Genomic DNA, 24,183 nt, shown 5'->3' on the forward strand with positions numbered 1-24,183 from the left:
TGTGATCATAACAGATTGATATTTATTTGTGAATTTATTTTAAGCCTTGGGTACACATTGGGGTACATCAGCAGTAAATTTTAGGCAACATATCCTGCACGTCCTACAGGTGGTCTACCTCGGCCTGATGCAAGCTCAAAAAAATGGACCATGTCCCAAAGAGACTGGCCCATTATGTTAATACAATTTATAAATCTTTTGGGTCAAGACCAATGTAACTTGCAGCTATGATCACCATATAAAGTTTACACAGTTATCTTAACACTCACTTTGATTTTTATCATTAACGTCGAGGTTATTAAACATAAGCATTGTGAAAACATTATCGGATCATTACCGATGAAGCTGCGTGCTATCCGGTACCATTTTACCCTCCTTCGCACCAGAATCAGTTATAATCCAGACTGGCGACCACCAATACATAGCCTCTTTTATACTTAATATGTCACCTTTCTCAAATTCAAACATACCCTTAAGGAGATCATTTCCATCCGCAAATAATACGGATCCCCCTGATCGATTATTTAGATAAATGACAGGCAATATGATTTTCTGTTTACCACCAGCTTTCTTTAGAATGGCCTTCCAGTTTATCTGGAGTTTTTTTATTTTGTCGGCTAACGGAAGCAAAGAAAGCGGAGTCGAGTAAGAAAGTGAAACACTGTCTAATTCATTCTTTTTGAAAGTCAGTTTAATCAATGTAATATATGAGCAATCAGGGCAACTTTCTTTTCTGAGTTCTTTTCTCTCTGAATCAATCAGATCCAACAATTTAGATATTTCTGGCTCTGATTCGGAATATTTTTGAGCTACTGTAGTTTTAATCAAACACAAAAAGCAAAGCAATAATCCTGTAAATATCTTTCGCCTTTTTTTGAGTTCTCCCATACACTACTATAATAAGATCTGATAAGATAAAAGATATTCAGTTGTTAATCGACCTCTAAAATGGTCGGTTTTTCCCTGCAAATCTTTTTATATGTACCGAAAGGTTAAGATACCTTGTACCCTTTCTTTTTAGTAATCACGTCTTCACCAAACTGATCAATATATACTGACGCATCATCAGCATACTGGAACAATACTGACCCATTATCTCTTTCCTTCATATAGTAAACTGTAATAATTGCTTTTCTATTTCTGATATTGTCATCAAAGACTTTTTTCCAGTTAATCCGTAGATCTTTAATGTATCTACCACTTTGTAAAGATCGCGTGGGGATGAATCAGAGGTCTTAACTACTTTCAATTTTTCACTGTTGTCAAAATCAAGCATTATTCGGAAGATGTATGAAAATTCATCATATTTTCCTTTTGTTAATGGGGCTACCAGAGAATCCAATGTTTTGTAAAACTTTACCCTTTCTTTAGGTTGTTCAGTTTTAGATTGAGCAAAGGCCCCATAAGAAAGAATGGAAAGGAAAGAAATGATTATTATGTCAGATAGCTTCATATATTACGCTGCTGCTGGGTTCAACCAATTAATACATATCCCTCGAACAAGTACACTGGTCGGAGAGATACGCATTGAAATAAAATAAAATTTATCATCACTAACACCACGTTATTAAGCATAAGCTATAGTTTTATGTTATCTTACATCAGTGGAATGGAATTATTTCAAAAACCAACGTTTTTGTGATGTACATTACATTTTCCGAAGAACGGTGTTAATTCAATCCGACATTATTTTATAACTCGACCGTATTGAATTGCGAAAGTTCTGGGCAAAATATAGACACTGCTTGCATCATTATTATTATTATTATTATTAAAGTTAAAGAGATCATCTACTTGGTAGTGTGTAATATTTGGCACTTCATCGATGCTATCATCTGGGCGTATTGAAACTACGATTATCAATTCACTAGCTTTTTTAATATTAGCCTTAAATAACTTATACCAGTTTATATTTGAATAATTTTTTATATTAAATAAACCAGAATCCAATCCAGATGGGGATCTCGAAGAGGAGGCGATTTGCGTGAGCACATAGTCGTGGGCAAACGTGAATTTTATTGAAAAACATGCAGAATTTTTTCTTTCTTTAAAATCTGCCGGGAGTTTGACCAACTTCGATATTGTTTTCTCAATTTTTTTTACTTCAGTGGTATTAAATTTATTCTGCGCGTGAACGGGATTTATAAGAAAAATAAATGCATTCACGATCAGTATATTATGAATAATGTATTTAACTAGTTTCATAGCATTCCAATTTAAGTTTAGTTAAGTATCAATCTATTTTGAACACCTTGTTCCTTTTTTATGGGACTGATCATATTCATCTCCTAATAACAGTAGCTTGTTGGCCTCAGCAGGTTTCATTGCTTTCCATGAAGCCCCGTCTTGTAAGCCCTCCCAGGCTAATGCTTTAGAGTCATCCTCAGGGAGTGTAGGAAATATTGCTCGAAGGGCTGAAGCGATTTCCTTCACGTATCTATCAGCCATTAAATTATGTTGAACATATTCAGAAAAGCTTAATCTATTGGCGCCAGTAGAAACGCCTTTGGCATCATACATAGCATGAACAGCTTCGTGCAAAATGGTTGCTGTTATGAATTCTTTAGATGAATTTGGTAGTGTAATGTTATTTAGCGTAATTCCAATGTCATAGCGACTAACTGTTTCAGTTTGCGCAGAAGTTGATTTAGCCAATGCTGCTTCTTTAAAGGTTATATCAAAACCGTCTGTACCAGAGGATAAATTATTGAATGTGATAGTTATTTCATTCTTTAATCCTTTATCAAGGGCTAGCCTTATTGCTTCAGATAAGCATTGATTAGTCATTTGATCTGTTTTAATTTCTTTGATAGAATTCTTTCCTGCCCCTGTAGATGTACTTCCCCCGCCCCCACCACCAATAGGAATTGGATTGTTAGGAGTTACCGGACCTCCAGGCTTAGGCAGTACCGGCTCTGAAGGAAAGGGAATATTAGTACCAGGGGTACTTGGAGTGCGTGGTCCTGGTGCGGTCACTTCCACCGTAGGAAGGCCAATTTCAAAGGCTGGACCATCGTCATCAAGGCCTGTTGGTTTTTTCTTTGGCTTCGGCGGATCTATGGGATCATCCACCATCAAAGCTCGTGATTTGTATTTCAGGTCACCAGTCACAAGGCCGTCTTTAAAACGCCTGCCCCTAAGAGGAACGTTGTCAAATGGATCAAAAATAATTATGTCACCGGTAAAATCCTCATTGGTCACAAATTGCCTCATGTCTTCATCTCCATCCCTGCTTTTTGCAGCCAGATATGCTTTACCTGGCCGTATTTCTTGAATAGCTCCCAAGATAATCCCATTTGAATCTTTCTGAAACAAAATGTCCCGGTAGCCGACCGGAAGATAATAATCGATTAATGGAACTCTTAGAATGCTCGATTTGTCTTGAAATTTAAAAAACTGAGCATTTCCCCAATCCGGAGTTCCAGGATTACGGTGTTGCAGGGTTATCGGCTGAATACCTGATGGTCCGGGTGAAAGCCAGTTCTTCGCCTCTTCAATCGAAATATCGGTTGTCCGATTTTGGGTTAATTCAGAAGTTTCTTTTTGGCAGCCGGACATAGCTAAAACCAAAAGAACAAGCGCAGCCACGTGCGACTTGAAGGGTTGCATAACAATCTTAATCATAATTAAGGTGGGGTGGGTTAATTAAAAGATTACTCTCAAACAAAATTTGCATCAAAATAACTTGTTTCGACTGATATGACAAAATGAATCATACACTAGATAAATTTATTGCATTTGAGACTATTGCCTATAGTAAATAGAATTGGGGGCCAGCGGTGCCTTCTTATGATGATTTAAAACGTATTTCAACTTACAAGTATAAGCATCAATCCTTTGAGCTTGGACTTCGATTTAGAAATATATTAAGTTCAAAAGAATTTCCCTTTCCAAAATCTATCCATCCTGATTGAAACTCACCAGTACCTATACATAAGGCAGATATGCTGTATGTGCCTGGAATGACACTCATTTTAAATTTTCCCGTAGTATTGGTTATAGCCGTATCTATTACTTTATCATTTTCATTCAATATTTTTATCCAGGTAAATGGTACGTTCTTACCAAATTTACATTCTTTGACAGTACCCCATATAAGAATGCTATCTTCTGAATTTAAGTTTCTATCATAAGTAATCTGGAATCCTCCACAATCAGAATTATGAACATTCCTTTTTGTTAAAAACGCATTTTGTGTTTTGCAGGACTGGTTAATTAAGCAGCATGCAAAAAAGGCTATGACTAAGTTATTTTTCATTCTTTAAGTATTTGTTTTTATATATTCGGTTGGATTTCTCAATTAACATCCCCCTGGTTTGCCTGATTGCTTTGTCTGGTCTCCATTTGTATCCAGACCTGATTGTTCTGTTACTAGTATGTTATTAATTCTGTCTTGTTCTGATGTCGAGAGTGCCTTAAAAGCAGAAGTACCGGTTAATCCCCCCCAAGCCATATCATCATAAAATTGACGGGAGAGATTATACCCCTTGTTACGTCCATATTCTTCTAATGCATTAGCAATATCGATAATAAAACTTCTTACCATTTCATTATGTTGAACTGTATTAAGATTGGGTTTCTTAGATTTCATCCAATCTTGCAACATAGTAGGATATGTTGCATTCGCATTTAATGCTTCGTATCCAAAAAATGAAACTAAGTAGGCATGAACAGATTCATGTAATATTGTTCTTGCTATTGAGAGATCTGTTGCACTAGTAAACTTTTTTGAATCAATAGTAGTAGTAACTGTTCCAGTCTTGGAGTCATATAAGCTATTTGTTTCGCCATTTGTATTTGATGACAGACGCCCATCTTGCACAGTCCAATTGTATCCTGGTGTATTACCCGCAAATTTAGTTACAATATTAGCAACCGAGCCTTTAGATAGAGTTTTTAAAGCAGCCAAAATCTTCTGCATGCAGGGGGGGAGTTTTGAATCATCAATTTTCCTTGTAAAGGATGCAGGTATTGACCCACCACCTCCTCCGCCAATAGGAATTGGATTATTAGGAGTTGCCGGCCCTCCAGGCTTAGGCAGTACCGGCTCTGAAGGAAAAGGAATATTAGTACCAGGGGTTTTCGGAGTGCCAGGTCGGGGTGCGGTTATTTCCACTGCAGGAAGGTCAATTTCAAAGGCTGGACCATCGTCATCGCCATCAGGATCGCCTGGCTTTTTCTTTGGATCCACCGGACCAGTCGGGTCATCTACTATCAATGCTTGTGGCCGGTATTTCAGTTCCCCGGTCAATAGGCCGTCTTTGAAACGTCTACCTCTAAGGAGGGCATTATTAAATGGATCAAAAATTATTATGTCACCTGTGAAATCTTCATTACTCACAAACTGCCTCATGTTCTCGCCTTCATTACGACCTTTCGCCAACAGATAGTTATTTTCTGGCCTTATTTCCTGTATAGCTCCCAATACCACACCATTGGAATCCTTCTAAAAAAGAAGATCCCTGTAGCCTACTGGTAGTTTGTAGCCAGTTAATGGCACTTTTAAGATACTGGATTTATCCGGGAACGCTATTACTGTGGCATCTTCCCAATTTGGGGTTCCGGGATCGCGGTGTTGGCTAAACACAGTTTGCAGGCCTGAAGGCCCTGCTGATAACCAATTTTTTGCTTCCTCAACCGATATTACGGCTGATTTAACAGCTGGCGGTTCCGTTGTTTGTTTTTGACAACCGGAAATAGCCAGTAAAACAATAAGAATGGCAGCAATTGCCAATTTAAAGTGGGGTATTACAGACTTTAACATAGTTTAGGATTTGGGTGTTTGAATAAATATTAGATTAACAATAACCTAATAATGACAGGCGAGGGATAAAAAAGGGTGATCTGAAGCCAGTTACTTTAGTTCCTGGAAATGACATATTTATTTGAATATCAGTTTATTGAAATCATATCAATTGATATCAAATGATACCGTTTTAAACCAGTGGATTAGGGGGTATATTTTGCTGATAGACCGGGCATTTGCGGGCAAATTTTTATTAATGATCCTTATCCTGGCAGCAGGCTTTTTTTTTGGGTTGTAAATATGAATATTGCCATCATTATCTCCCATCCATAAATTCATATTTGAATCCAGCGCAATATAGGATGCCTTTGTTTTTAAATCCTCAACCCTGTTCTCTGCCTGTATGTATTTATACAGGGAGAACTGAATGAGGAACCATAGGTTATTATCCTTGTCTATTACAATATTGTTGGTATATTCTTTCGGGACGGTTTCCAGCTCAGTGAGCACTTCCTTGTAGAGGTTATATTTAAAAATGCCTTTGCCGGTAGCTATCCAGATCATCCTGTTTTTATCCTCGGCTATACAGTTAATAACATCATTCCCTAAGCTGCCGAATTTATCATTATTGTTTTTGTAGGCTTTAAAAGAGTACCCGTCAAAACGGTTTAGTCCACCACGGGTTCCTACCCATATCAAACCTGTACTATCCTGTATTACAGCGGTTACTGCATTGTGCACTAACCCATCAATCCAAATATAAATAATGAGATTAAAATACTATGGGTTTTAAAAGAAAATTGTATCACCTGTTGCAATGCCTTTTATATATTGGTACGATTCGTCAAAACATTGAACAATATTAGAAAAGCCGGTTAGGAAACCCCGGCCGGCTAATATATTTTTGATATCCAGTATGTACATTGTTAAGCCTGCTGATATCTGCTCTTAAACTCTTCAACGAATTGTTCAAGTTTAATCTGGCCCCTCGCTTTTCCACTAGTGGCAAAAAAGTCTTTTGTAACAATACCGGCTCTTACACCCTGTCCCAGTTCCGTGATCAGACCAGCTAATTCAGGTGGTAATCCTGCAGACAGCATGCCTTGTTTCAGCTGTTCATCAGGAATAGCGGTCCAGGTTAATTCCGGTTTTCCGATTGCCGGACCAAACAGGGCGGCGATCTTGTTTCCGGTCGAGATATCACTGACGATATACTTAACCTCGAAGCCATTTCCTTTTGCCTGTAGTTCCTCTGCTGCAGCCGCGGCGATATCATCGGGATGTGTCAGTGCCAGCTGGTCATCTCCGCCGTAATTATTGCCGAAGATGTTCATGTTTCTGATCAGTGGTATATCTCTGAAAAAGTTAACGTAGAAAAAGCCCGATCTCAAGATAGTGATGTTCACACCGGACAGCTCCCGGAATATTTGTTCTACGCGGTGTACGCCCTGTACGAGACCTGTTCCTTCAGCGGCATCTGCGCCAACACTGCTCAGCATAACCACACGGGGTACACCCGCCGCCTTAATGGCCTGGGCATAAGCCTGCCCTGCATCTGCAATGTTCTGGATCATGTTTGAGGGGCCCATTGAGGGCGGCATCATGGCATAAACTGCATCGGCGTCGCTGAAAGCACTGGTTAAGAATGATACGTCGCTGATCGATCCTACGGCCGCTACTGCGCCTAAAGCCTCAATTTCGTCTTTGCGTTCGGCCTTGGTAGTTATAACGGTTACCTGGTGTCCTGCTGCTACCAGCTTTTTTACTAATGGTTTGGCTACATTTCCTAATGAGCCTGTTGTTGTAATTTTCATGGTGCTGTATGTTTTGTGTGGGGATTAATAATTAAGTACCGGATAATCTGTATACCCTGCTTCACCGGGGGTATATAGGTTTGCATAATCAATTTCATTCACGGGCTCGTTTTTTTCCATCCGTTTTATGAAGTCGGGATTTGAAAGGAAGCTCCTGCCAAAGGCCACCAGGTCTGTTGTTCCGTTCTGTAACATTGCTTCCGCTGTTTCTGCGGTCAATCCGTTACAGTAGATCAGCACCTTTGAAAATGTGTTTCGTATAGCCTGGTGCGTTTTTTCCGGGATGCCCGGGTTATTGGATATATGGAGGTAAGCGATGCCCAGGCGGTTTAATTCAGTGGCCAGGCGAACATAGGTTTGATGTACTTCCGCCTCTTCATACGCCGGCATATCGTTCGATGTTAAGAATGGTGAGATGCGCAGACCTACCTTTTCTGCGCCGATGGCAGCTGCGATCTTTTCTGCGATCTCCAGCGTTAAGCGGCTGCGGTTTTCGATCGATCCGCCATAGTGATCGTTACGATTGTTTATATGGGGGTTTAATGATTGCTCCAGCAGGTAACCGTGCGCACCGTGCAGCTCTATACCGTCAAAGCCGGCCGCTATGGCATTTTCCGCGGCCTTAACATGATCATCGATCACGCGGCTAATACCCTGTGCGTTCAGCGCTGCAGGCACGGAGTATTCCTTCAGGCCGGTATCTGTATATATCTCACCGGCTGCTTTAATGTCCGACATACCAACCGGCTGACAGCCTTCCGGCAAATTGGAAGTATGGGCAATCCTGCCGGTATGCATCAGCTGTAAAAAGATCCTGGAACCGCTTTCATGCACCGTTCTGGTTACAGCTTTCCAGCCCTCCACCTGTGCCTCAGAAAAGATCCCTGGAATACGCGGATAACCTAATCCTTCAGGGCTGGGGGAGGTACCTTCCGTAACAATCAGCCCGGCGCCTGAACGCTGTTTGTAATAGGAGGCCATGAGCTCATTGGGTATATTGTTCAGGGCCCGGCTCCGGGTCATCGGAGCCATTACGATGTGGTTTTTTAATTGCAGTGCGCCGTTATGGAACGGCAGGAATAACTTTTTCATCTTGCTATGTGTTGTTTGACATAGCAAAGTTGAGTCTTATGGAGAGCTGATAATAGCGCAAAAGGACGCAAAATCAGTCGGATCCGGTGGAGGGGTTAAGATTGGGTGGAAAATCGTTTGGGATTGAGGCCATAATGTTTTTCAAACAGCCGGCTGAAGTGGCTCAGGTTGGAAAATCCCAGTTCATAGCCCACCTCCGCAACGGAACGCTTGCCTTGCTTTAACAGGAAGGCCGCTTCTTCCATCCGGGCCTGCTGATAGTAATTATAGACAGTACTGCCAAAAGTTTGTTTGAAAAGCTGTTTAAGCTTGGTTTCGCTCATAGCAGCAATTTGTGCCAGCTCACGCAGCACTGGTGGCACACTCAGGTCGCTGAGGATCTCGTTGCGGATATACAGCAATCTTTCCGCATCTGCACTATTGATGCTTTGATACGCTGCGCTTTCACGCGAAGACAGTTGATGAAAAATCAGGTAAAGCAGTTCCTGTACCTTGATCTGTATGTAGAAGCGGCTCAGGTTATCATTCATATTCACCGCGGCAATATTTTTAAGGAGCAGCTTTGTTTCGGCGGTCATGCTTTCAAAGAAAAGAAAGGAATTACCGCTGCCGGTAATTGTTTGTAGTACCGAATTGAGATCTTTAACGGCTAATAATGCCGTTAAATAGGGCGGTGTAATGGCCACCACCACATAATTAATATAATGATTTGCGGGAAAGCGTATGGTTGAGCTGAGATCATTGGATGTTACCTGGATAGCCGAATCATCACGGTTGGAGAAAAGTACCAGGGGGTTATCATTGAAAGCAATTCCGAGTGACTGTTCATTGCTGTAAAAAAACACGGTGATCAGTTCATTCCCCAACCCCGATGAATTGCGCTTGATGATGAGATCTTCCTGGAGTAAATAATGATGGATCGTGATCTTGAACTCAGGGCCGAATGCCAGCCTGCGAATATGTCCTTGCCCCAGCTGCCCGGGCATTGTCATCAGATCGTTATGCACCGGCGCCTGGATGTGACGGGCAAACTGCGTCAGAAAGTCGAAATCAGGAGTAGCGGAAAAACTGAATATCATTAACGTTAAGTGCGTTGGTTGCGTAGTTGCAAAATACGAAAAACCGGTCATGGTGGGGTTACATTTTCTGGCTGTTCTGGCAGGACAATTTTCGGATCCCTTTCTGCAAGATTTAAAAACCTTTGTATCCGACAGAACCTGCTTAAACTAAAATGATCTGTTTTTGGATACAACAATACTTGTTTTGGATACTTCGGGCCTTGTCTTTCTCCGCAATTTTGTTCAGCATAAAACTATCAACAGATCTTCAATAAAACTTTAACAGGTAGAAACATGAAAAAAACAGTATTAATTACAGGAACCTCTTCAGGCTTTGGTGCCGCAGCTGCCAATTTTTTTGTCAATCATGGCTGGAACGTCATTGCCACCATGCGTGACATTAGCAAAGCTGGCGATCTGCAAAATAGCAAAGATGTACTTATTGAAAAGTTAGATGTACAGGACAATACAACTATCGATTCTACAATTGCCACTGGTATTGAGCATTTCGGCAAAATAGATGTAGTAGTTAACAACGCTGGCTACGGTTTATTCGGAGTTTTCGAAAGCGCTTCCCGTGACGCAATTCAACAACAATTTGAAGTGAATGTATTCGGCGCAATGGATGTTGTTCGCGCAATTCTTCCACACTTCCGTGCGAATCGATCAGGTACTATCATCAATATTAGCTCAGGCGCAGGTGTTATTGGATTTCCGATGGCTTCGATTTACAGCTCATCAAAATTTGCGCTGGAAGGTTGGTCTGAGGGCTTACGCTATGAGCTGGCTTCTCTGGGTATCAAAGTAAAAATCATTGAACCGGGAGGCGCAGGAGCTACTAAATTTATGCAGCGTGTTGGCGGCGAAGCCGGGCGGCTGCAATACATTGAAGATTACCTGCCGTTCCTGGAACATACAGGCGCAATGTATGGAGGTATGCAAGGCAATTCTGATCCTGATGCTGTAGACAAAGTGGTAGATGCTATCTATACTGCTGCAACTGATAATACCGATCAGTTGCGTTACACCCCAACCAATGACATCAAACCTATATTGGATGCCCGTCGTAGCACCTCTGAGGCTGAGTACCATACCTTCACCAGGAGCATTTTTGAGCAAAAGAAGGAAGAATCCAGCGCTAATTAGTCCGCTTTCGCATGCTACTGGTATAGGGGACTACTATTTTTGGCTATGCAGATACTAAATTATATTTGCTAATTGACAACTCCCGTAAATGACATTATCAATGAACAGGAAAGTAAAAGATGATGTAAAGATCATCAACTCAATACCTCAATTACACAAAATACTTGGACTGCCCGAGCCGGAACATCCATTAATAAGTGTAAACGGATTGATCAGGCGGGATAATTTTGAAGACTTAAATGGCAAGTCTGTAGTATATAATTTCTATTCAATTTGCATTAAAAAAGACTTCAAAGGAAAGGTGAAGTATGGTCAAACCAATTATGATCACGATTCCGGAGTGCTCAGTTTCTTTGCACCTGGTCAGGTAACCGCGACTGAAATAACAGAGAATGATGGTGCAATGGGCGATTGGTTAATATTTCATTCTGATCTCATAAGATCATATCCACTCTTTAACAAGATAAAGGAATATGGGTTTTTCTCATACTCTCTAAGTGAAGCTTTACACCTCTCTGCCCGCGAAGAGCAAACGATCGAAAAAATATGGAAGGATATTAAGCAAGAATACCAAAGTAATATCGACAAATTTAGTCAGGATGTCATTGTTTCTCATATTGACCTGTTACTTAATTATTGTAATCGGTTTTACAGCCGCCAGTTCATTACCCGGAAAAAGATCAATAACGATGTATTATCTAAATTTGAAGTGTATCTAAGGGATTATTTTGAGAATGAGCAAGGGCTAAAGAAAGGGCTTCCGGCAGTACAGTACTTCTCTGAAAAACTGTTTGTTTCTACTCAATATTTAAGTGATTTATTAAAGAGTCTTACTGGAATGACAACGCAGCAACATATACATAATCATGTTGTTGAACTTGCCAAAAACAAGTTATTGCAAAGCAATTTGTCCGTCTCAGAGATTGCTTACGAACTCGGGTTTGAATATCCACAATCATTCAATAAGCTTTTCAAAAATAAAACTGGGACAACGCCTAACGAGTTCAGAAAGCTAAATTAAAACTAAGGTTCGGATCCATCCCAGGGGCAAATCTGTCTTATCAGGTTAGAGTGCCGGGAAACGGCTTGTTGTTAGAAGACGAATTGGGAAATGAGAATCTTAGCGACCATAAAACTTCCATGAAGATAAAAGCCCCCCATAATCTTTTTAATAGTATGCCGATTTACCGCAAGTTTGTAGTTTATGCACCGGTGAAATTTGGACGATACAGCGGTGAATTTACCATTGATTTAACCATTTGGGCGGACAACGTACCATTAACTATAACTCGCTATAAAATTTCACATAGGGTGGAAAATGAACAATACAATTGGTTAAAAGCCGAGCTTGTATTTGAAAATCGACCTGCCTATGAAATTACATTGGAAGACGGCCAATCCGAACAGGATATAATCCGTGCCCAATGTAAAAAATGTATTGAGGCATTCGGCTCGGATTATACAAGTACACCATTGGGTAAAAAGCTTTTAAATTAATTACATCAGAGCATACTCCAAAAAGCTTCCATTGGCACTAGTCGATTTTCAACTGCTTTAAAATCTCATCTTTAATGACTTGCTTATCTGACAGATGGCCGCCCGGAAATGAAATATGCTGGTGGTGAGTATACGTTGGTACCACTGCTGCCATTGAACGGGATATGTTTTCAATAGCTACAGCTTTGGGCAACTTAGAATACCTATGTCCATTCCAGGCAGTCATGATATCCTTATCCCAGCTTCCGAAAAGTTCATGATTCGGGTCCACCATGGCACCATGGCGTTGCCTCCTATACAACAAGCCTTCATAAACATCTTCAAGACTTACTGTTAGGTGTATAATAAACGGTTGAATTTTAGCGACATAAGTGCCCCCACGCTGTTTGCATTGGTATAAATGGACCTGCAGCTATCAGCGTTGGTCCGGGTTGCGGTTGACTAAAGTTTGCCAAAAAACAATTTTCCTTTTCAGCTATTTGCCGTAACGCGGCATCTCGTCCTTGTTGCATAAATATTTCGAAGATGTGTTCTTTGTCAAAGGAGCGAGTAAGCACGTCTATCAGCTGGTGAATATTTGTGTTAAGCGGGGTGGGGATGTTGTTTACTGCTTTGCTTACATTAAGCTCTCAAACAATTCGAATAGCATTTACCAATCCGGTTAAGAGCCTGCGATCTGAATAGATAACCGGATGCTACTCTTAGCAGCAACACACATATAGCTGCATACCTTCTTAATCATTTAAATTACAATTCTGATCCAGAACGAAGAAGCCACTGGTTCGAATCCAATCATGCCCACATTTAGCAATAAGTTGTGTCAGATATTTACTTTGGAAGCTCCTTTTTTTAAAAAATCATCTTCATATTATCTGGGCTGTAGGGTCTGCCAGCTGGAGGCAAATTTGTATCTACCACTATAGATTAAAAATCCATTCATACCAGCGCGGTAATACGTGCAATTAAAGTTTCTCTGATCCTGCGATACAGAGCAGAATTCGGCTTAAGGTGAATAATTCTGGTCAGTTCATCCCAGCTAAATATGTGCAGATTATCACCTTTCTTATCGCCAACAATAGTCCCATCTGAAAATTGAAGCCAAACCTGATCAGCCTGGCCTATTGAGAGGAATCTCCCTTTCCAGTTGACCAGAAGTCTGTATAGATGACCTTCTTTAATGTATTCCGGGATCATTTGCCTTGTTTTTTGAAGCTCTGACAACCTTTTGATCAAGATGATTTCAACTAATGCTGGTGGTATTTCAAAATTGGCCGCAATATCGATACAAATAGTTTTCATCTCTTTGATCGTTTCCTTTTGATTCATGGACACGATTTATCTATATGAATAATGAATAGCATCTGCGCATAACTATAAATAATACTCGTTTCTCTTATTTGCCGGAGCGGTAAATAGCTATTTTGGTTGTTTAGCCTAATTGTAACTGTAAACTAAATGCCCGGTTATGTAGTTTTTCAGGAAAGAAATGGTTGATAAATTTGGTTTGGCTTCCATAAACATGAGATCATTATGATCTTCAAGGTTATAATGCAATGTATATTGTTTTTTGCATTAACGAGTGATTCCTGCGGATCTTTTTGAGTCCCGGAAGGGGGGATTTTTCCCGGTACGAGGCAAATTTATTTTTATTAAGTAAGCGCACATAATTTCTGTATTCGGGCATAATGGATATGGCGCTAAGGAACTCCACTATATGATAGGCATACTATGTGATGAAGACGCTCACATCATGTAAATAACCGGTTCCCCCGTCATTTTTCGAATAGCAGACTACCTGCGCCTGAAATTTTTTCGTTCTATTGAAAAATTGGCAGAAAAAAATGACGAAAATTCCTAGGATGTTGCTCCGGCACAGCACTTGATGGCGGTTTTTTTAACGGGTTAAATAACATCCCCGTGTAGTGATAACCAGTATAAAAAAGGAGGTAAGTATGTCAGGTATCCAAAAGAGATGGGCAACTTTCCCGTCATTGTTTAATCTGTTTGATGATTCATTTACCCGTGAATTCCTTAATTGGGACAATTTAAACGGTTCATCAAGTGGTACTACCATTCCTGCAGTTAATATCAAAGAAACTGCAGATAATTTTGAAGTACAGATGGCAGCACCGGGTATGGAGAAGAGCGACTTCAAGATCCAACTGGACGGTAACACCTTGACCATCACCTGCGACAAAGAATCCAGTATAGAAAGTGATGAGAATGAAAGGTTCACCCGCAGGGAGTTCAGTTACCAGGCTTTTCAAAGAACTTTACTATTACCCAAAGATGTGGTTGACCAGGACCGGGTTACAGCGAAATATGACGCCGGCTTGCTGCAACTCACTATCCCCAAGCGGGAAGAAGCCAAACAAAAACCTCCGCGGTTGATCAGTATTGGCTAAACAGCTACAGGGCTCCGGTTGAAGCAGGCCTGAAATTACAGGTCTGCCTGGCAGCCGGATAGACATCAGGCTCACTCATCATCCCATGTAAGTTTTAACAATAAAAAATTAAAGAGATGAAAACCGTTGTGTTCATGACCTTCCTCATGATGTCCAGTATTGGATGCAATGGCCAGGAGAACAGAAAAAAATACAGCTATCACAAAGGTGATACAACAATAGAAAATCAACCGCAAGTATCCTGGAAGGTCAATAAGGAAATCGACAGTAATGGCAACATTATCAGGTATGATTCAACCTATGTGTGGTCCTACACGAATAAAGGCACACATGAACAGGTAAAGGTTGATAGCGTGATGAACCTGTTTAAAAGCAGGTTTGACACCCAGTTTAAGAACCTGTTCAGGCAAAACTTCGGAACGCCGGTGTGGAACGACAGTTTATTTTACAGGAAGTTCACAGACCCGGACTATTTTATGCACAAGTGGAAGAACAATGAACTGGATATAAATAATTTCATTTCGCAAATGGACTCAACCCGGAATGCCTTTTTAAAAGATTACTTTCCCGGATTGGAAGCGCCGGAAAAGAAGCCGGAAAATAAAAATAAGTGATAGCAGATGAACGGACTGTCGCTACTTCCTGTCGCGGAAATGTGCGTGGTGATTTTTGCGCTGATTTTTTTGTTGAAGAGATTGAAACAACCCTACCAGATCGCTTATATCCTTGCGGGTATATTGCTTGGTCCATACATGCTACATATTTTCTCTGGCCCTGAGCAAACGGCGGTTGTAGGGGAGATTGGCATATTATTACTGATGTTTTTCCTTGGAATGGAGATCAATGTTCCCGGCAAACAAAGTCATTTGATTAAGCCGTTGATAGCGCAGGGGACAAAAATGATATTGGGTTTTGGTTTTGCGCTATTAATAGGTTCCCTGAAGGGATGGTCACTTGTGGATATTATTATGCTCTCCGTTTTGTTTGTCTTTAACAGTACCGCAGTAGTTAGCGAATATCTCAAGCGAAGTGGAGAGCTACATTCAGATTTTGGTACCACGATCCTCAATATACTGATCACCCAGGATATCCTGCTTGCGCCTGTGCTCACCCTGTTCCAGTTCTTAGGTAATAAGGAATTTCACATTATAAAGATAATAATGCCGCTGACCCTTTCGCTTATTATCTTTTTAATATTAAAGAGCCTGCGTAATCGTAAAGGCCCGGGTTTATTTACCGGCAAGTTGATTAACGATGAGGAAGATCACGATTTCCAGGTCTTTGCCGGCGCTGCCATTTGTTTGTCTTTCGGAGTACTGGCTGAGCTCAATGGTTTAAGCGGGTCCGTTGGCAGCTTTATCGCAGGGATGATCATTGGCAGGTTACCCGCGTTTAGCTGGCTGGAACATTCCCTGAAACCCTTTAAGGTTTTCTTTGTTTCCCTGTTTTTTGTTTCTGTAGGTTTACGGCTGGATATCTCTTATTTGAAAAGCAACTATGCCGTCGTCTTTGGTGGCACCTTTTTTATTCTCTTTAGCAACTGTGTGCTTTCAGCGCTGGTGTTCCGGTTCCTTCGGTACGATTGGGAAGAAAGCTTCTATGGCGGCGCGCTGCTTTCTCAAACCGGAGAGTTTGGCATTCTTGCCTTAACAGTGGCGCATAGCTTACACGTAATAGGAGAGGGATTGTTTAAAGCAGGCATCGCTATCACAGCGCTTTCGTTGCTTCTTTCTACAATCTGGATTGGCCTGCTGAAGGGGCTGGCGAACCGGCGGGGAAAAAATCCCTTGCGGAATGCAGGGCGAATTTTAAAGCATGCAGGTGATTGAAATTTTCATATGGCCCGGCCGCATACGAAAAGCTATTTTCAAAGGATATTAACAGGCTTTACTTCAAGGCCTGTTAACTTGCAGGTTTCCGGAGTATTTCAATCAAACTATTGATCCCCGCTTTTTCAAAACCCTGGTCAACAGTGGCACTATACAAACTATAAATGATTTCCGGAAGCGAAGTGTTAATACCAGCCTCCCTGCTCGCTTTTAAGGTATGTTCTACACTGGCTTTAAGCATCAGCATATTGTTGTCATCACCACTGTAAGTACCTTCATCTGTTTCCCTGAAAGTTGAAGATTCTGCTATCAGCACCGGCATAAATTGCATAAATTTATTCAGATAAGGTTCAAACGTTGCCGCCCTGATACCGGCAGATTGCACCATGGCAATAGCATGTAGTACACCTGCTGCCGAAATATACATATAGTCGAGCAACGCCTGGTAGTACATCATGGCGAGACAGGGATCTTCACCCCGGAAATCAGTAGCGGTCATTACTGATAATACCGGCTGGTACCGGTCAAAAACTTCTTTTTTACCGCTGTACAAGGTATATATTTCAGGGCCTTCTTTACCAATGTAAAGCGGTGGTACCATAATACCGCCGGAAAGAAAGGAAGCACCGAGGTGCTCCAACCAATTGGCTGCTGCCGCTACGGTGCCTGGCGAATCGGAGCCCATATTAATGATAGTCTTTCCTTTAAGGGTAGCCTCTGCTGGCTCCAGCACGGTGTACATATTGGCATATTCCGTAAGACTCATGATCAGCAGTTCATTGGCTTCTACTGCAGCTGTAATATCCGGGGCCAGTATAGCGCCCTGTTCTACCAGGTGTGCCGCCTTTGAAGTGGTACGGTTCCATACAGTTACTTTATATCCTTTACTGAGATAAGCGGCAGCCATTGCCTGCCCCATAGGGCCCAGCCCGATCACTGTTAATGCCTCTGCATTGTTTTGTTTGTTTTCCATTACATTAAGTTTATAATGCAAGTTAAAACGGGCAGCCACTTACCCGGCATTGCAATTGTCGGATTTAACTTAGAGAATGTCGGAAAATGGATCAGGACTGCCGGTATTTTAATGGATTGATGCCGGCATGTTTCTTAAAGAAGGCGGAAAAGTAGTCAGGGTTTTCGAAGTGCAGGCTATCGGCAATTTCCGAAATGGTAGAACTGGTTTGACGTAACAATGATTTGGCATGATGAATACGTGCATTATGGATGATCTGCAGGGCTGTCATACCGCTGATGGTCTTGATAGTTGAGGAAAGATGTTTGGTGGTCAGGTGCATCTTATCAGCATAGAACCTGACGCCTGATTGCTGCCGGGAATACTGCTGTACGAGATTCATGAACCTATTATAAATTTCCTGCGGCCTGTTGGCAACAGGTCCGGTTACAGGCTCCGGTTCGGCATATTTTTGAGCTAACAGGAATACGATCTGCAGATAGTGTTGAATAATGGACCTGCTGAAAGAATTATCTTCCTGCTGGTATTCCTCACTCATCTTTTTAAACAGCTCTGTAAATCCTGCAGTAGCCTTTTCTGTAAGCACTATTTCCGGGTTGCTGAAATAATTAGATAATGGAACTTCCTGTTGTTTGTAATGCCCCATTGATGCGGTATGAAGAAATTCCGGTGTAAAAAGGATCGTGAAACCGTTAACAGAATAGGTACCATCGGCATCACAGGACTGCAACCTGTAAGGGTTCACAAAAAAGAGCTTATTACCTTCCCCTGAGAAATTATAGTGATCCAGTTTAACCGGATGCCCGTTCTGCTGAAAAGTGATTTCAAAAAAATGATTTCTGTAGGGAATATCATTCAGGCAATTATATATTTTCCTGTCATCCCATTGAAAGATCACAAAATCCCTGAACCGCATTTGGATATCAATATCAGATGCAGTAAGGAACTCGTTTATATCTGTATAGTTATTAATAACAGGCATACTGCAAATTAATGAAATTAGCAGAAGAATGATCCTCCCATAAGAAAGAGCCCGTTCCCCGGGAAGCAAAAAGAGAAGTATGAATATTTGCTCCCGGAAATCTCATGGAAAACCATGAGAAAAAAAGCAAGGTTTCCCCTGATTGCTAGTTAGGCTAATTCTGTATTCTTTTGCATAGAACTGATTTCTGGCAAAACTGTTTAAGAAAGACGGCGGTCTTTGGCGTACAACAGCCGATTTCAGCAGGGCTTCCAAGGTGCGCGACATTCCCTTCTCCGACTGGAAGGGTTACGCCAGTGCCAGCCCCGATGGTAAGAAGATCGCGTTGCCGTTAGGTGAGCACATCTGGTTAATGTATGCTGATGGCAGCGATTTTCACCAGATCACCGAAGGTGATCAGCGGGAAACAAACCCCTGCTTTTCACCGACAGTAAATACCTGGCCATTCTGGCTAACTCCAGGGCCGGTACGCCAGGAAGCGGTACAACAGCTGCACATTTGTGTCTGGTGCCTGCCGATGGGCAGGTGTACAAAGTGTATCCGGGTGAGGATAGCCGGGTCATGCAAGTGGCTGTGAAAGGAGAAGGCTTCGATTCCAGGGGGGCGGCAAAGCGATCGTAGCCGATTTCATATGGAGGTAAGGAGCCTATATAGCCATCTTATTGCGCATTTTATTAAAATCAATTCCAAGATTTTGTGAGGTCGGCAATAAAAGAACTAAAACCGCACATTCGTGTACTAAAAGCGGACAGTTGTTAAAATAATATTATGTATATATAGCTGGTTGAAATAATGCGGTAGTCTGGCATCTTCTTAGCGCCGTAGATCAAAACCAGTTGATAACAATGCTGAAGAACTATCTTAAGATCACCTGGCGCAATTTGCAGAAAAGCAAATTATATTCCTTCATCAATATAGCCGGCCTGGCTACCGGTATCGCGGTAGCATTACTGATAGGGTTGTGGATCTGGGATGAGGTTTCATTTAATACCTACCATCGGCAATACAACCGGCTGGCACAGGTAATGGTCAGTACAACCGCAGGAAATAACATCTATACCGGTACTACTACATCCATACCGATGGGGAATGAACTACACAGCAAGTATGCCGCTGACTTTAAATACGTATCCCTGGTTTCCCATCCGTCGGCACACATACTGGCCGTGGGCGATAAAAAAATATCGCAAACAGGAGTGTGGGCTGAAGAGGCTTTTCCTGTTATGTTCACCCTGAAAATGTTAAGCGGCAACGCCAACGGATTGAAAGACCCTTCTTCTGTATTGATAGCGCAGTCGGTGGCCCGGGCCCTTTTTGGCAATGCCGATCCTTTGGATAAAACAATACGGATAGATAATAAGACGGATATGAAAGTTGCGGGGGTATATGAAGACCTGCCTTACAATACGACCATACGTGATCTGAAGCTCCTGTTGCCCTGGGATAGATATGTTAACATCGAGGACGGGGTGAAAAAATCACAGACACAATGGGACAACCATATGTGCAGGTTGTATGTACAGCTAAATGATCATGCGGATCCTGACAAAATAAATGCAAAGATCAAAAGTATACCTGCTCCGTATATCAAATATACCAGGGAAGAGCTGCTGTTGCAACCCATGGCCAAATGGCATTTATACAACGAATTTAAGAATGGCAAACAGGTGGGCGGGCGTATACGCATGGTATGGCTCATAGGCATTATCGGTGTATTCGTATTGTTATTGGCCTGTATTAATTTCATGAACCTGTCTACCGCCAGAAGTGAGAAGCGTAGCAAGGAAGTGGGGATACGTAAGGCCATTGGTTCGTTACGCTGGCAGATCATTGGCCAGTTTCTCAGCGAGTCGCTGATCATAACGTTCCTGGCGCTTATACTGGCCATTCTGTTAGTACAGTTATCGCTTCCTTTTTTCAACAGGTTGTCGGATAAAGTAATGTTTATTCCCTGGAGTTACCCCTTGTTCTGGTTACTAATACTGGGCTTTACATTTTTTACCGGGCTTGTTTCAGGCAGCTATCCCGCCTTTTATTTATCGGCCTTCAAACCTGTAAAAGTGCTGAAGGGAACTTTCAGGGCAGGGCGCATGGCCTCCCTTCCCCGCAAAGTAATGGTGGTAGTACAGTTCACGGTATCCATTACACTGATCATAGGTACCCTCATCGTTTACCGGCAGATACAACATGCCCGGAACCGGCCGGTTGGTTATACCCGTGAGGGATTGATCACGGTAGATATGAATACCCCAGATATATTGGGGCATTACGACGCCATGAGGAGCGACCTGCTGGAAACAGGAGCAGTGGCCGATATGGCGCAATCAAACAGCGCGCCTACAACCGTATGGTCTAATAATATTGTTGACTGGAAAGGTAAGGACCCAAGTATAACAGTAAGCCCCGGAACCATTGCTGTTTCACACGATTTTGGAAACACACTTGGCTGGAAAATAAAAGAAGGACGCGATTTTTCTCGCAGCTATCCGTCAGATACCGGCGCTTTTATATTAAATGAATCAGCGGTTCGTCTCACTGGTTTTAAACAGCCTATCGGGCAAACTATCAGGTGGCTGGACCAGGATCATGTTATCATCGGGGTGGTGAAGGATATGGTAATGGAATCGCCTTATCAGCCTATACGGCCCACTATCTTTCATTTGAATCCCAATTGGGCCCGTTTGATCATAGTACGCATAAAGCCCGGCATGCCCATGCAGGAAGGACTGGCTAGAATTGAGCCTGTATTCAAAAAGTATAATCCCGGAAGTCCTTTCGTGTATAAATTTACAGATGATGAATATGCTAAAAAGTTTGAGGATGAAAAACGTATCGGTAACCTAAGCAGCTTCTTCGCAGTCCTGGCTGTCTTCATTTCCTGCCTGGGTTTATTTGGACTGGCATCATTTGTAGCGGAACAGCGTACCAAGGAAATAGGTATACGTAAAGTAATGGGAGCGTCCGTATTCAATCTATGGAAAATGTTGTCAAAAGATTTCGTGGCCCTGGTGATTATTTCCTGTGCCATAGCCATTCCCCTGGCCTGGTATTTCCTGTATCAATGGCTGCAACAATATGAATACCGTACACAAATATCGTGGTGGATTTTTGCAGCTGCTATTATAGGGGCATTAATGATCACTTTGGCAACAGTCAGCTATCAGGCTATAAAAGCGGCAATAATAAACCCGATAAACAGCTTGAAAGCCGAGTGAGATATAGCTACCTGAAATATAGCTGTGGGATACATTACCGGATACTCTCTTGCTGATTCTTCCAGGTTATCGAGGTAGAAGAAATCCTGGGAATTGACAGGGGATGCGATTAATTTCACATGAAACAAGCCCGGTCCCTTTTCCTGAAAATTATACTTTTATTATAATTGGCCGTATAGAAGATATTGATAAAAGCCAAAAGATGGTCGTGGCACGGTAATCTGAAAACCTAAGGTCTGGCAAATTATTACAGGCAACTGCATTCAGGGAATACTGGAAATTGTATCGTGTTTAATCTGTTCCGATATATCATCTCTTTTATGAAAATAATATTCGCCGTTTTATCCGGTCTTTTCCTGTACAATGCCCTGCAAGCCCAATCTGTCCTCCAGGATTCGCTGGTTGCCCGCTACAACCGGAATGACTTCAGTGGCGTTTATAATCTCGGTTCCGCTTCCTGGAGATCAAATACCAACCCAGATGGGATCGCCGGGTGGCTGCAGTATATGAAGTCCCAAACCGGGCCGATCATGCACAGTGCTTTAACAACAGACTCCGGGAAAGCACAATTTTTTAAGTGGGACGGCGCTAAAAAGATGCTGAGCTTTAAATTAATCCTATCGGATACGGGTGGTTTTGAGGGATTTGATTTTCAACCCTATCATTTACCGCTATCCATGGCGTATGCTGCACCCGTTTCAAATGATAACCCGCTGAAAACCCACCTGGATTCAGCTGTCCATTACAGTACAACAGACTTTATGCTTACACATCATTTAATAGGTCTGTCGGTCGGCGTAGTTAACAACGGTCATAAGCATTTTTATAATTACGGTACTGTGGAGAAGGACAAAATGCAGTTGCCCACTTCGCAGACAGTATTTGAGCTGGCTTCCATCGCCAAAACCTTTACGGGCATTTTACTGGCACAGGCGGTACTGGACCATAAAATTTCGCTGGACGATGATATCCGGAAATTTATGCCTGGCGATTTTCCAAACCTGCAATACCAGGGAGCTCCTTTAAAGATCGTTAATCTCGCTAACCATACTTCCGGTCTTCCGGTGGAGTTGCCCAACCTGGATACCTTCAAAAATGAGTTTGATGTGATGAAGATGTACGATCATTATACCAATGACAAGTTCTTCACAGACCTGCGCTCCGTGAAAATCGACACGCTGCCCGGTGTCAGATATGGTTATTCCAATGCGGGCATGAAACTGCTCGGCATTGTCCTTGAAAAGGCTTACGGGCTGTCGTACCAGCAATTGCTGAAAAAATATATTACAGGTCTGCTGGATATGCCGGCAACGCGGACAGGACTCCTGATTAGTGATACAACCAGTTATACCAAAGGCTATAGCGGCGATGGCATCACCATGCCGCATGGAAACTGGAATATGTTCGGCGGCGCCGCGGCGATTATTTCCAACAGTCACGACATGGCAAATTATGTGAAAGCAAATATTGATGAATCGCAGCCTGCGATCCGGCTTTCCCATAAGCAGACCTTTACTGACGGTAATTTTACACTGGGCCTGGGTTGGCAGATTTCCAGGAATACCATCAATGGCACCCGCATTTGGAAAAGCGGAGGTGCGCTGGGTTTCCGTAGTTACTGTGCTGTTGTGCCTGATAAAAAGATCGGTATGATCTGGCTTTCCAACCGATCAGACCTTGCAGATGATGAAATTGCGGAAATGGTTGATCAGATATTATTGGCTGCCAAACAATAATATGTTGAAAAGAATATACCTCCGGCAGATAAAATTGCCGGGGAAAAGAAGAGGCTGTATCAAAAGTAATCTGAAAGTCCTGAGAATTGCGTAAACGAAAATTCTCTCCATCAGGTACCCGAATAAAATCGAGTAAAAATTACTTTTGATACAGCCTCTTCTTTTTTTATTAGTATTCCTGGAAGTCATAATACGATGGGCTGCCACCGCCGCTTACAGAAACCTCTACATAAGTATTTGCATTGTCTGCAGCATTACAGTAAACCGGGTTAGACGGTGAAAGAAATCCATACCCGTTCGCAGAATATACTATGTAATTGCCGGAAGAAACATACAAATAATTGCCCGACCAGCTTAAGCCAGGTATGGGGCCATTACCGAAGGCATAGATGAAATTCCAGGCGAAAGCAGGTGAATGCAGGCCAGGTAGGGAAGCCGGCTGTCTTAACGCGGAAGTTGCTTTCATGCTAAGGCCGCAGCTAAGGAGGATTACCGCGGTCAAAAGTAGAGTCCTTTTGGTCATAAGATAATTTTTAGAAGGTTAATGTGATGAAACTTTCTAAAAGTTAATGAGACTTTTTTTAACCGATTCATCAATTTGTATCAGATTGTCGACAATTTGTATCATTATAGATAAAGTATTCATGTCCTGCCTCACATGCAGATTGGGCGATACACATCTCCCGGAGG

General features: G+C 42.0%; 24 protein-coding genes. 9 read left to right on the top strand and 15 right to left on the bottom strand.

Annotation, left to right across the window (positions count from 1 at the left end):
• Nucleotides 1-333: 333 nt before the first annotated feature.
• The 11 genes from FN124_RS11770 to FN124_RS11820 all read right to left on the bottom strand — a co-directional run bounded on the left by FN124_RS11770 (nt 334) and on the right by FN124_RS11820 (nt 9,731).
• The gene (locus FN124_RS11770) at nt 334-888 is read right to left on the bottom strand and encodes a hypothetical protein (protein WP_142684910.1); all 555 of its coding nucleotides are present in this window, start codon (nt 886-888) and stop codon (nt 334-336) included.
• A gap of 217 nt (nt 889-1,105) precedes the next feature.
• Nucleotides 1,106-1,453 (bottom strand): hypothetical protein, encoded by a 348-nt coding sequence (locus FN124_RS11775; protein ID WP_142684911.1) that lies wholly within the window; start codon nt 1,451-1,453, stop codon nt 1,106-1,108.
• Between the two features lie 233 nt (nt 1,454-1,686).
• Nucleotides 1,687-2,205 (bottom strand): hypothetical protein, encoded by a 519-nt coding sequence (locus FN124_RS11780; protein ID WP_142684912.1) that lies wholly within the window; start codon nt 2,203-2,205, stop codon nt 1,687-1,689.
• Between the two features lie 33 nt (nt 2,206-2,238).
• Nucleotides 2,239-3,624: a hypothetical protein gene (locus FN124_RS11785; RefSeq protein ID WP_142684913.1), complete on the bottom strand. Its 1,386-nt coding sequence runs from the start codon at nt 3,622-3,624 to the stop codon at nt 2,239-2,241.
• A 205-nt stretch (nt 3,625-3,829) separates the two neighbouring features.
• Nucleotides 3,830-4,258, bottom strand: a complete 429-nt coding sequence (locus FN124_RS11790; RefSeq protein WP_142684914.1) for a carboxypeptidase-like regulatory domain-containing protein — start codon at nt 4,256-4,258, stop codon at nt 3,830-3,832.
• Nucleotides 4,259-4,300: 42 nt separating this feature from the next.
• Nucleotides 4,301-5,425, bottom strand: a complete 1,125-nt coding sequence (locus FN124_RS11795) for a hypothetical protein (protein ID WP_221887757.1) — start codon at nt 5,423-5,425, stop codon at nt 4,301-4,303.
• Nucleotides 5,426-5,446: 21 nt separating this feature from the next.
• Nucleotides 5,447-5,764, bottom strand: coding sequence for a hypothetical protein (locus FN124_RS11800; protein ID WP_142684916.1), 318 nt, complete (start codon nt 5,762-5,764; stop codon nt 5,447-5,449).
• A gap of 147 nt (nt 5,765-5,911) precedes the next feature.
• Nucleotides 5,912-6,487: a ligand-binding sensor domain-containing protein gene (locus FN124_RS11805; RefSeq protein WP_260607401.1), complete on the bottom strand. Its 576-nt coding sequence runs from the start codon at nt 6,485-6,487 to the stop codon at nt 5,912-5,914.
• A 185-nt stretch (nt 6,488-6,672) separates the two neighbouring features.
• A complete protein-coding gene (locus FN124_RS11810) occupies nt 6,673-7,560 on the bottom strand; it encodes an NmrA family NAD(P)-binding protein (protein WP_142684917.1) in 888 nt (295 codons plus the stop codon).
• A 24-nt stretch (nt 7,561-7,584) separates the two neighbouring features.
• On the bottom strand, nt 7,585-8,652 hold the full coding sequence (locus FN124_RS11815; RefSeq protein WP_142684918.1) for an alkene reductase: 1,068 nt from the start codon (nt 8,650-8,652) through the stop codon (nt 7,585-7,587).
• 95 nt (nt 8,653-8,747) lie between these two features.
• Entirely contained in the window at nt 8,748-9,731 is a 984-nt protein-coding gene (locus FN124_RS11820) for a helix-turn-helix transcriptional regulator (protein ID WP_142685543.1), read from the bottom strand.
• A gap of 273 nt (nt 9,732-10,004) precedes the next feature.
• Between FN124_RS11820 and FN124_RS11825 the strand changes: the two genes are divergently transcribed.
• The 3 genes from FN124_RS11825 (at nt 10,005) to FN124_RS11835 (ending at nt 12,353) form a co-directional block, all read left to right on the top strand.
• Entirely contained in the window at nt 10,005-10,856 is an 852-nt protein-coding gene (locus FN124_RS11825; protein WP_142684919.1) for an SDR family oxidoreductase, read from the top strand.
• A gap of 100 nt (nt 10,857-10,956) precedes the next feature.
• Entirely contained in the window at nt 10,957-11,877 is a 921-nt protein-coding gene (locus FN124_RS11830; protein WP_142684920.1) for a helix-turn-helix domain-containing protein, read from the top strand.
• A gap of 119 nt (nt 11,878-11,996) precedes the next feature.
• A complete protein-coding gene (locus FN124_RS11835; protein ID WP_142684921.1) occupies nt 11,997-12,353 on the top strand; it encodes a hypothetical protein in 357 nt (118 codons plus the stop codon).
• A 936-nt stretch (nt 12,354-13,289) separates the two neighbouring features.
• Here FN124_RS11835 and FN124_RS11840 read toward each other — a convergent pair.
• On the bottom strand, nt 13,290-13,679 hold the full coding sequence (locus FN124_RS11840; protein ID WP_142684922.1) for a hypothetical protein: 390 nt from the start codon (nt 13,677-13,679) through the stop codon (nt 13,290-13,292).
• Between the two features lie 626 nt (nt 13,680-14,305).
• Here FN124_RS11840 and FN124_RS11845 point away from each other — a divergent pair.
• The 3 genes from FN124_RS11845 (at nt 14,306) to FN124_RS11855 (ending at nt 16,587) form a co-directional block, all read left to right on the top strand.
• Nucleotides 14,306-14,758 carry an Hsp20/alpha crystallin family protein gene (locus FN124_RS11845; RefSeq protein ID WP_142684923.1) on the top strand — a complete coding sequence of 151 codons (453 nt, stop codon included), beginning with the start codon at nt 14,306-14,308 and terminating at the stop codon, nt 14,756-14,758.
• 116 nt (nt 14,759-14,874) lie between these two features.
• Nucleotides 14,875-15,372 (top strand): hypothetical protein, encoded by a 498-nt coding sequence (locus FN124_RS11850; protein ID WP_142684924.1) that lies wholly within the window; start codon nt 14,875-14,877, stop codon nt 15,370-15,372.
• Nucleotides 15,373-15,378: 6 nt separating this feature from the next.
• Complete coding sequence (locus tag FN124_RS11855; protein ID WP_221887758.1) at nt 15,379-16,587, top strand: cation:proton antiporter domain-containing protein; 1,209 nt, start codon at nt 15,379-15,381, stop codon at nt 16,585-16,587.
• A gap of 73 nt (nt 16,588-16,660) precedes the next feature.
• Here FN124_RS11855 and FN124_RS11860 read toward each other — a convergent pair whose 3' ends face one another.
• Both FN124_RS11860 and FN124_RS11865 read right to left on the bottom strand, forming a co-directional pair.
• Nucleotides 16,661-17,560 (bottom strand): NAD(P)-dependent oxidoreductase, encoded by a 900-nt coding sequence (locus FN124_RS11860; protein WP_142684925.1) that lies wholly within the window; start codon nt 17,558-17,560, stop codon nt 16,661-16,663.
• 91 nt (nt 17,561-17,651) lie between these two features.
• On the bottom strand, nt 17,652-18,542 hold the full coding sequence (locus FN124_RS11865; RefSeq protein WP_142684926.1) for an AraC family transcriptional regulator: 891 nt from the start codon (nt 18,540-18,542) through the stop codon (nt 17,652-17,654).
• 256 nt (nt 18,543-18,798) lie between these two features.
• On the opposite strand from FN124_RS11865, the gene FN124_RS11870 reads away from it, so the two are divergent.
• From FN124_RS11870 to FN124_RS11880, 3 genes are all read left to right on the top strand, one after another.
• Nucleotides 18,799-19,119, top strand: a complete 321-nt coding sequence (locus FN124_RS11870; protein WP_142684927.1) for a TolB family protein — start codon at nt 18,799-18,801, stop codon at nt 19,117-19,119.
• 268 nt (nt 19,120-19,387) lie between these two features.
• On the top strand, nt 19,388-21,757 hold the full coding sequence (locus tag FN124_RS11875) for an ABC transporter permease (RefSeq protein WP_142684928.1): 2,370 nt from the start codon (nt 19,388-19,390) through the stop codon (nt 21,755-21,757).
• A gap of 320 nt (nt 21,758-22,077) precedes the next feature.
• Nucleotides 22,078-23,493, top strand: coding sequence for a serine hydrolase domain-containing protein (locus tag FN124_RS11880; protein WP_142684929.1), 1,416 nt, complete (start codon nt 22,078-22,080; stop codon nt 23,491-23,493).
• Nucleotides 23,494-23,662: 169 nt separating this feature from the next.
• Here the strand turns inward: FN124_RS11880 and FN124_RS11885 are convergent, their stop codons facing one another.
• Entirely contained in the window at nt 23,663-23,959 is a 297-nt protein-coding gene (locus tag FN124_RS11885; RefSeq protein WP_142684930.1) for a hypothetical protein, read from the bottom strand.
• Between the last annotated feature and the right edge of the window lie 224 nt (nt 23,960-24,183).

The sequence above is a fragment of the Chitinophaga polysaccharea genome, assembly GCF_902150045.1.
Classification (GTDB): domain Bacteria; phylum Bacteroidota; class Bacteroidia; order Chitinophagales; family Chitinophagaceae; genus Chitinophaga; species Chitinophaga polysaccharea_A.

Coding starts and splice junctions, on each gene's coding strand:
- FN124_RS11770 (WP_142684910.1), bottom strand. CDS start 888: ATGGGAGAACTCAAAAAAAGGCGAAAGATATTTACAGGATTATTGCTT.
- FN124_RS11875 (WP_142684928.1), top strand. CDS start 19,388: ATGCTGAAGAACTATCTTAAGATCACCTGGCGCAATTTGCAGAAAAGC.
- FN124_RS11815 (WP_142684918.1), bottom strand. CDS start 8,652: ATGAAAAAGTTATTCCTGCCGTTCCATAACGGCGCACTGCAATTAAAA.
- FN124_RS11835 (WP_142684921.1), top strand. CDS start 11,997: ATGAAGATAAAAGCCCCCCATAATCTTTTTAATAGTATGCCGATTTAC.
- FN124_RS11800 (WP_142684916.1), bottom strand. CDS start 5,764: ATGTTAAAGTCTGTAATACCCCACTTTAAATTGGCAATTGCTGCCATT.
- FN124_RS11775 (WP_142684911.1), bottom strand. CDS start 1,453: ATGAAGCTATCTGACATAATAATCATTTCTTTCCTTTCCATTCTTTCT.
- FN124_RS11845 (WP_142684923.1), top strand. CDS start 14,306: ATGTCAGGTATCCAAAAGAGATGGGCAACTTTCCCGTCATTGTTTAAT.
- FN124_RS11840 (WP_142684922.1), bottom strand. CDS start 13,679: ATGAATCAAAAGGAAACGATCAAAGAGATGAAAACTATTTGTATCGAT.
- FN124_RS11785 (WP_142684913.1), bottom strand. CDS start 3,624: ATGATTAAGATTGTTATGCAACCCTTCAAGTCGCACGTGGCTGCGCTT.
- FN124_RS11820 (WP_142685543.1), bottom strand. CDS start 9,731: ATGATATTCAGTTTTTCCGCTACTCCTGATTTCGACTTTCTGACGCAG.
- FN124_RS11885 (WP_142684930.1), bottom strand. CDS start 23,959: ATGAAAGCAACTTCCGCGTTAAGACAGCCGGCTTCCCTACCTGGCCTG.
- FN124_RS11860 (WP_142684925.1), bottom strand. CDS start 17,560: ATGGAAAACAAACAAAACAATGCAGAGGCATTAACAGTGATCGGGCTG.
- FN124_RS11855 (WP_221887758.1), top strand. CDS start 15,379: ATGAACGGACTGTCGCTACTTCCTGTCGCGGAAATGTGCGTGGTGATT.
- FN124_RS11790 (WP_142684914.1), bottom strand. CDS start 4,258: ATGAAAAATAACTTAGTCATAGCCTTTTTTGCATGCTGCTTAATTAAC.
- FN124_RS11850 (WP_142684924.1), top strand. CDS start 14,875: ATGAAAACCGTTGTGTTCATGACCTTCCTCATGATGTCCAGTATTGGA.
- FN124_RS11780 (WP_142684912.1), bottom strand. CDS start 2,205: ATGAAACTAGTTAAATACATTATTCATAATATACTGATCGTGAATGCA.
- FN124_RS11810 (WP_142684917.1), bottom strand. CDS start 7,560: ATGAAAATTACAACAACAGGCTCATTAGGAAATGTAGCCAAACCATTA.
- FN124_RS11825 (WP_142684919.1), top strand. CDS start 10,005: ATGAAAAAAACAGTATTAATTACAGGAACCTCTTCAGGCTTTGGTGCC.
- FN124_RS11880 (WP_142684929.1), top strand. CDS start 22,078: ATGAAAATAATATTCGCCGTTTTATCCGGTCTTTTCCTGTACAATGCC.
- FN124_RS11830 (WP_142684920.1), top strand. CDS start 10,957: ATGAACAGGAAAGTAAAAGATGATGTAAAGATCATCAACTCAATACCT.
- FN124_RS11865 (WP_142684926.1), bottom strand. CDS start 18,542: ATGCCTGTTATTAATAACTATACAGATATAAACGAGTTCCTTACTGCA.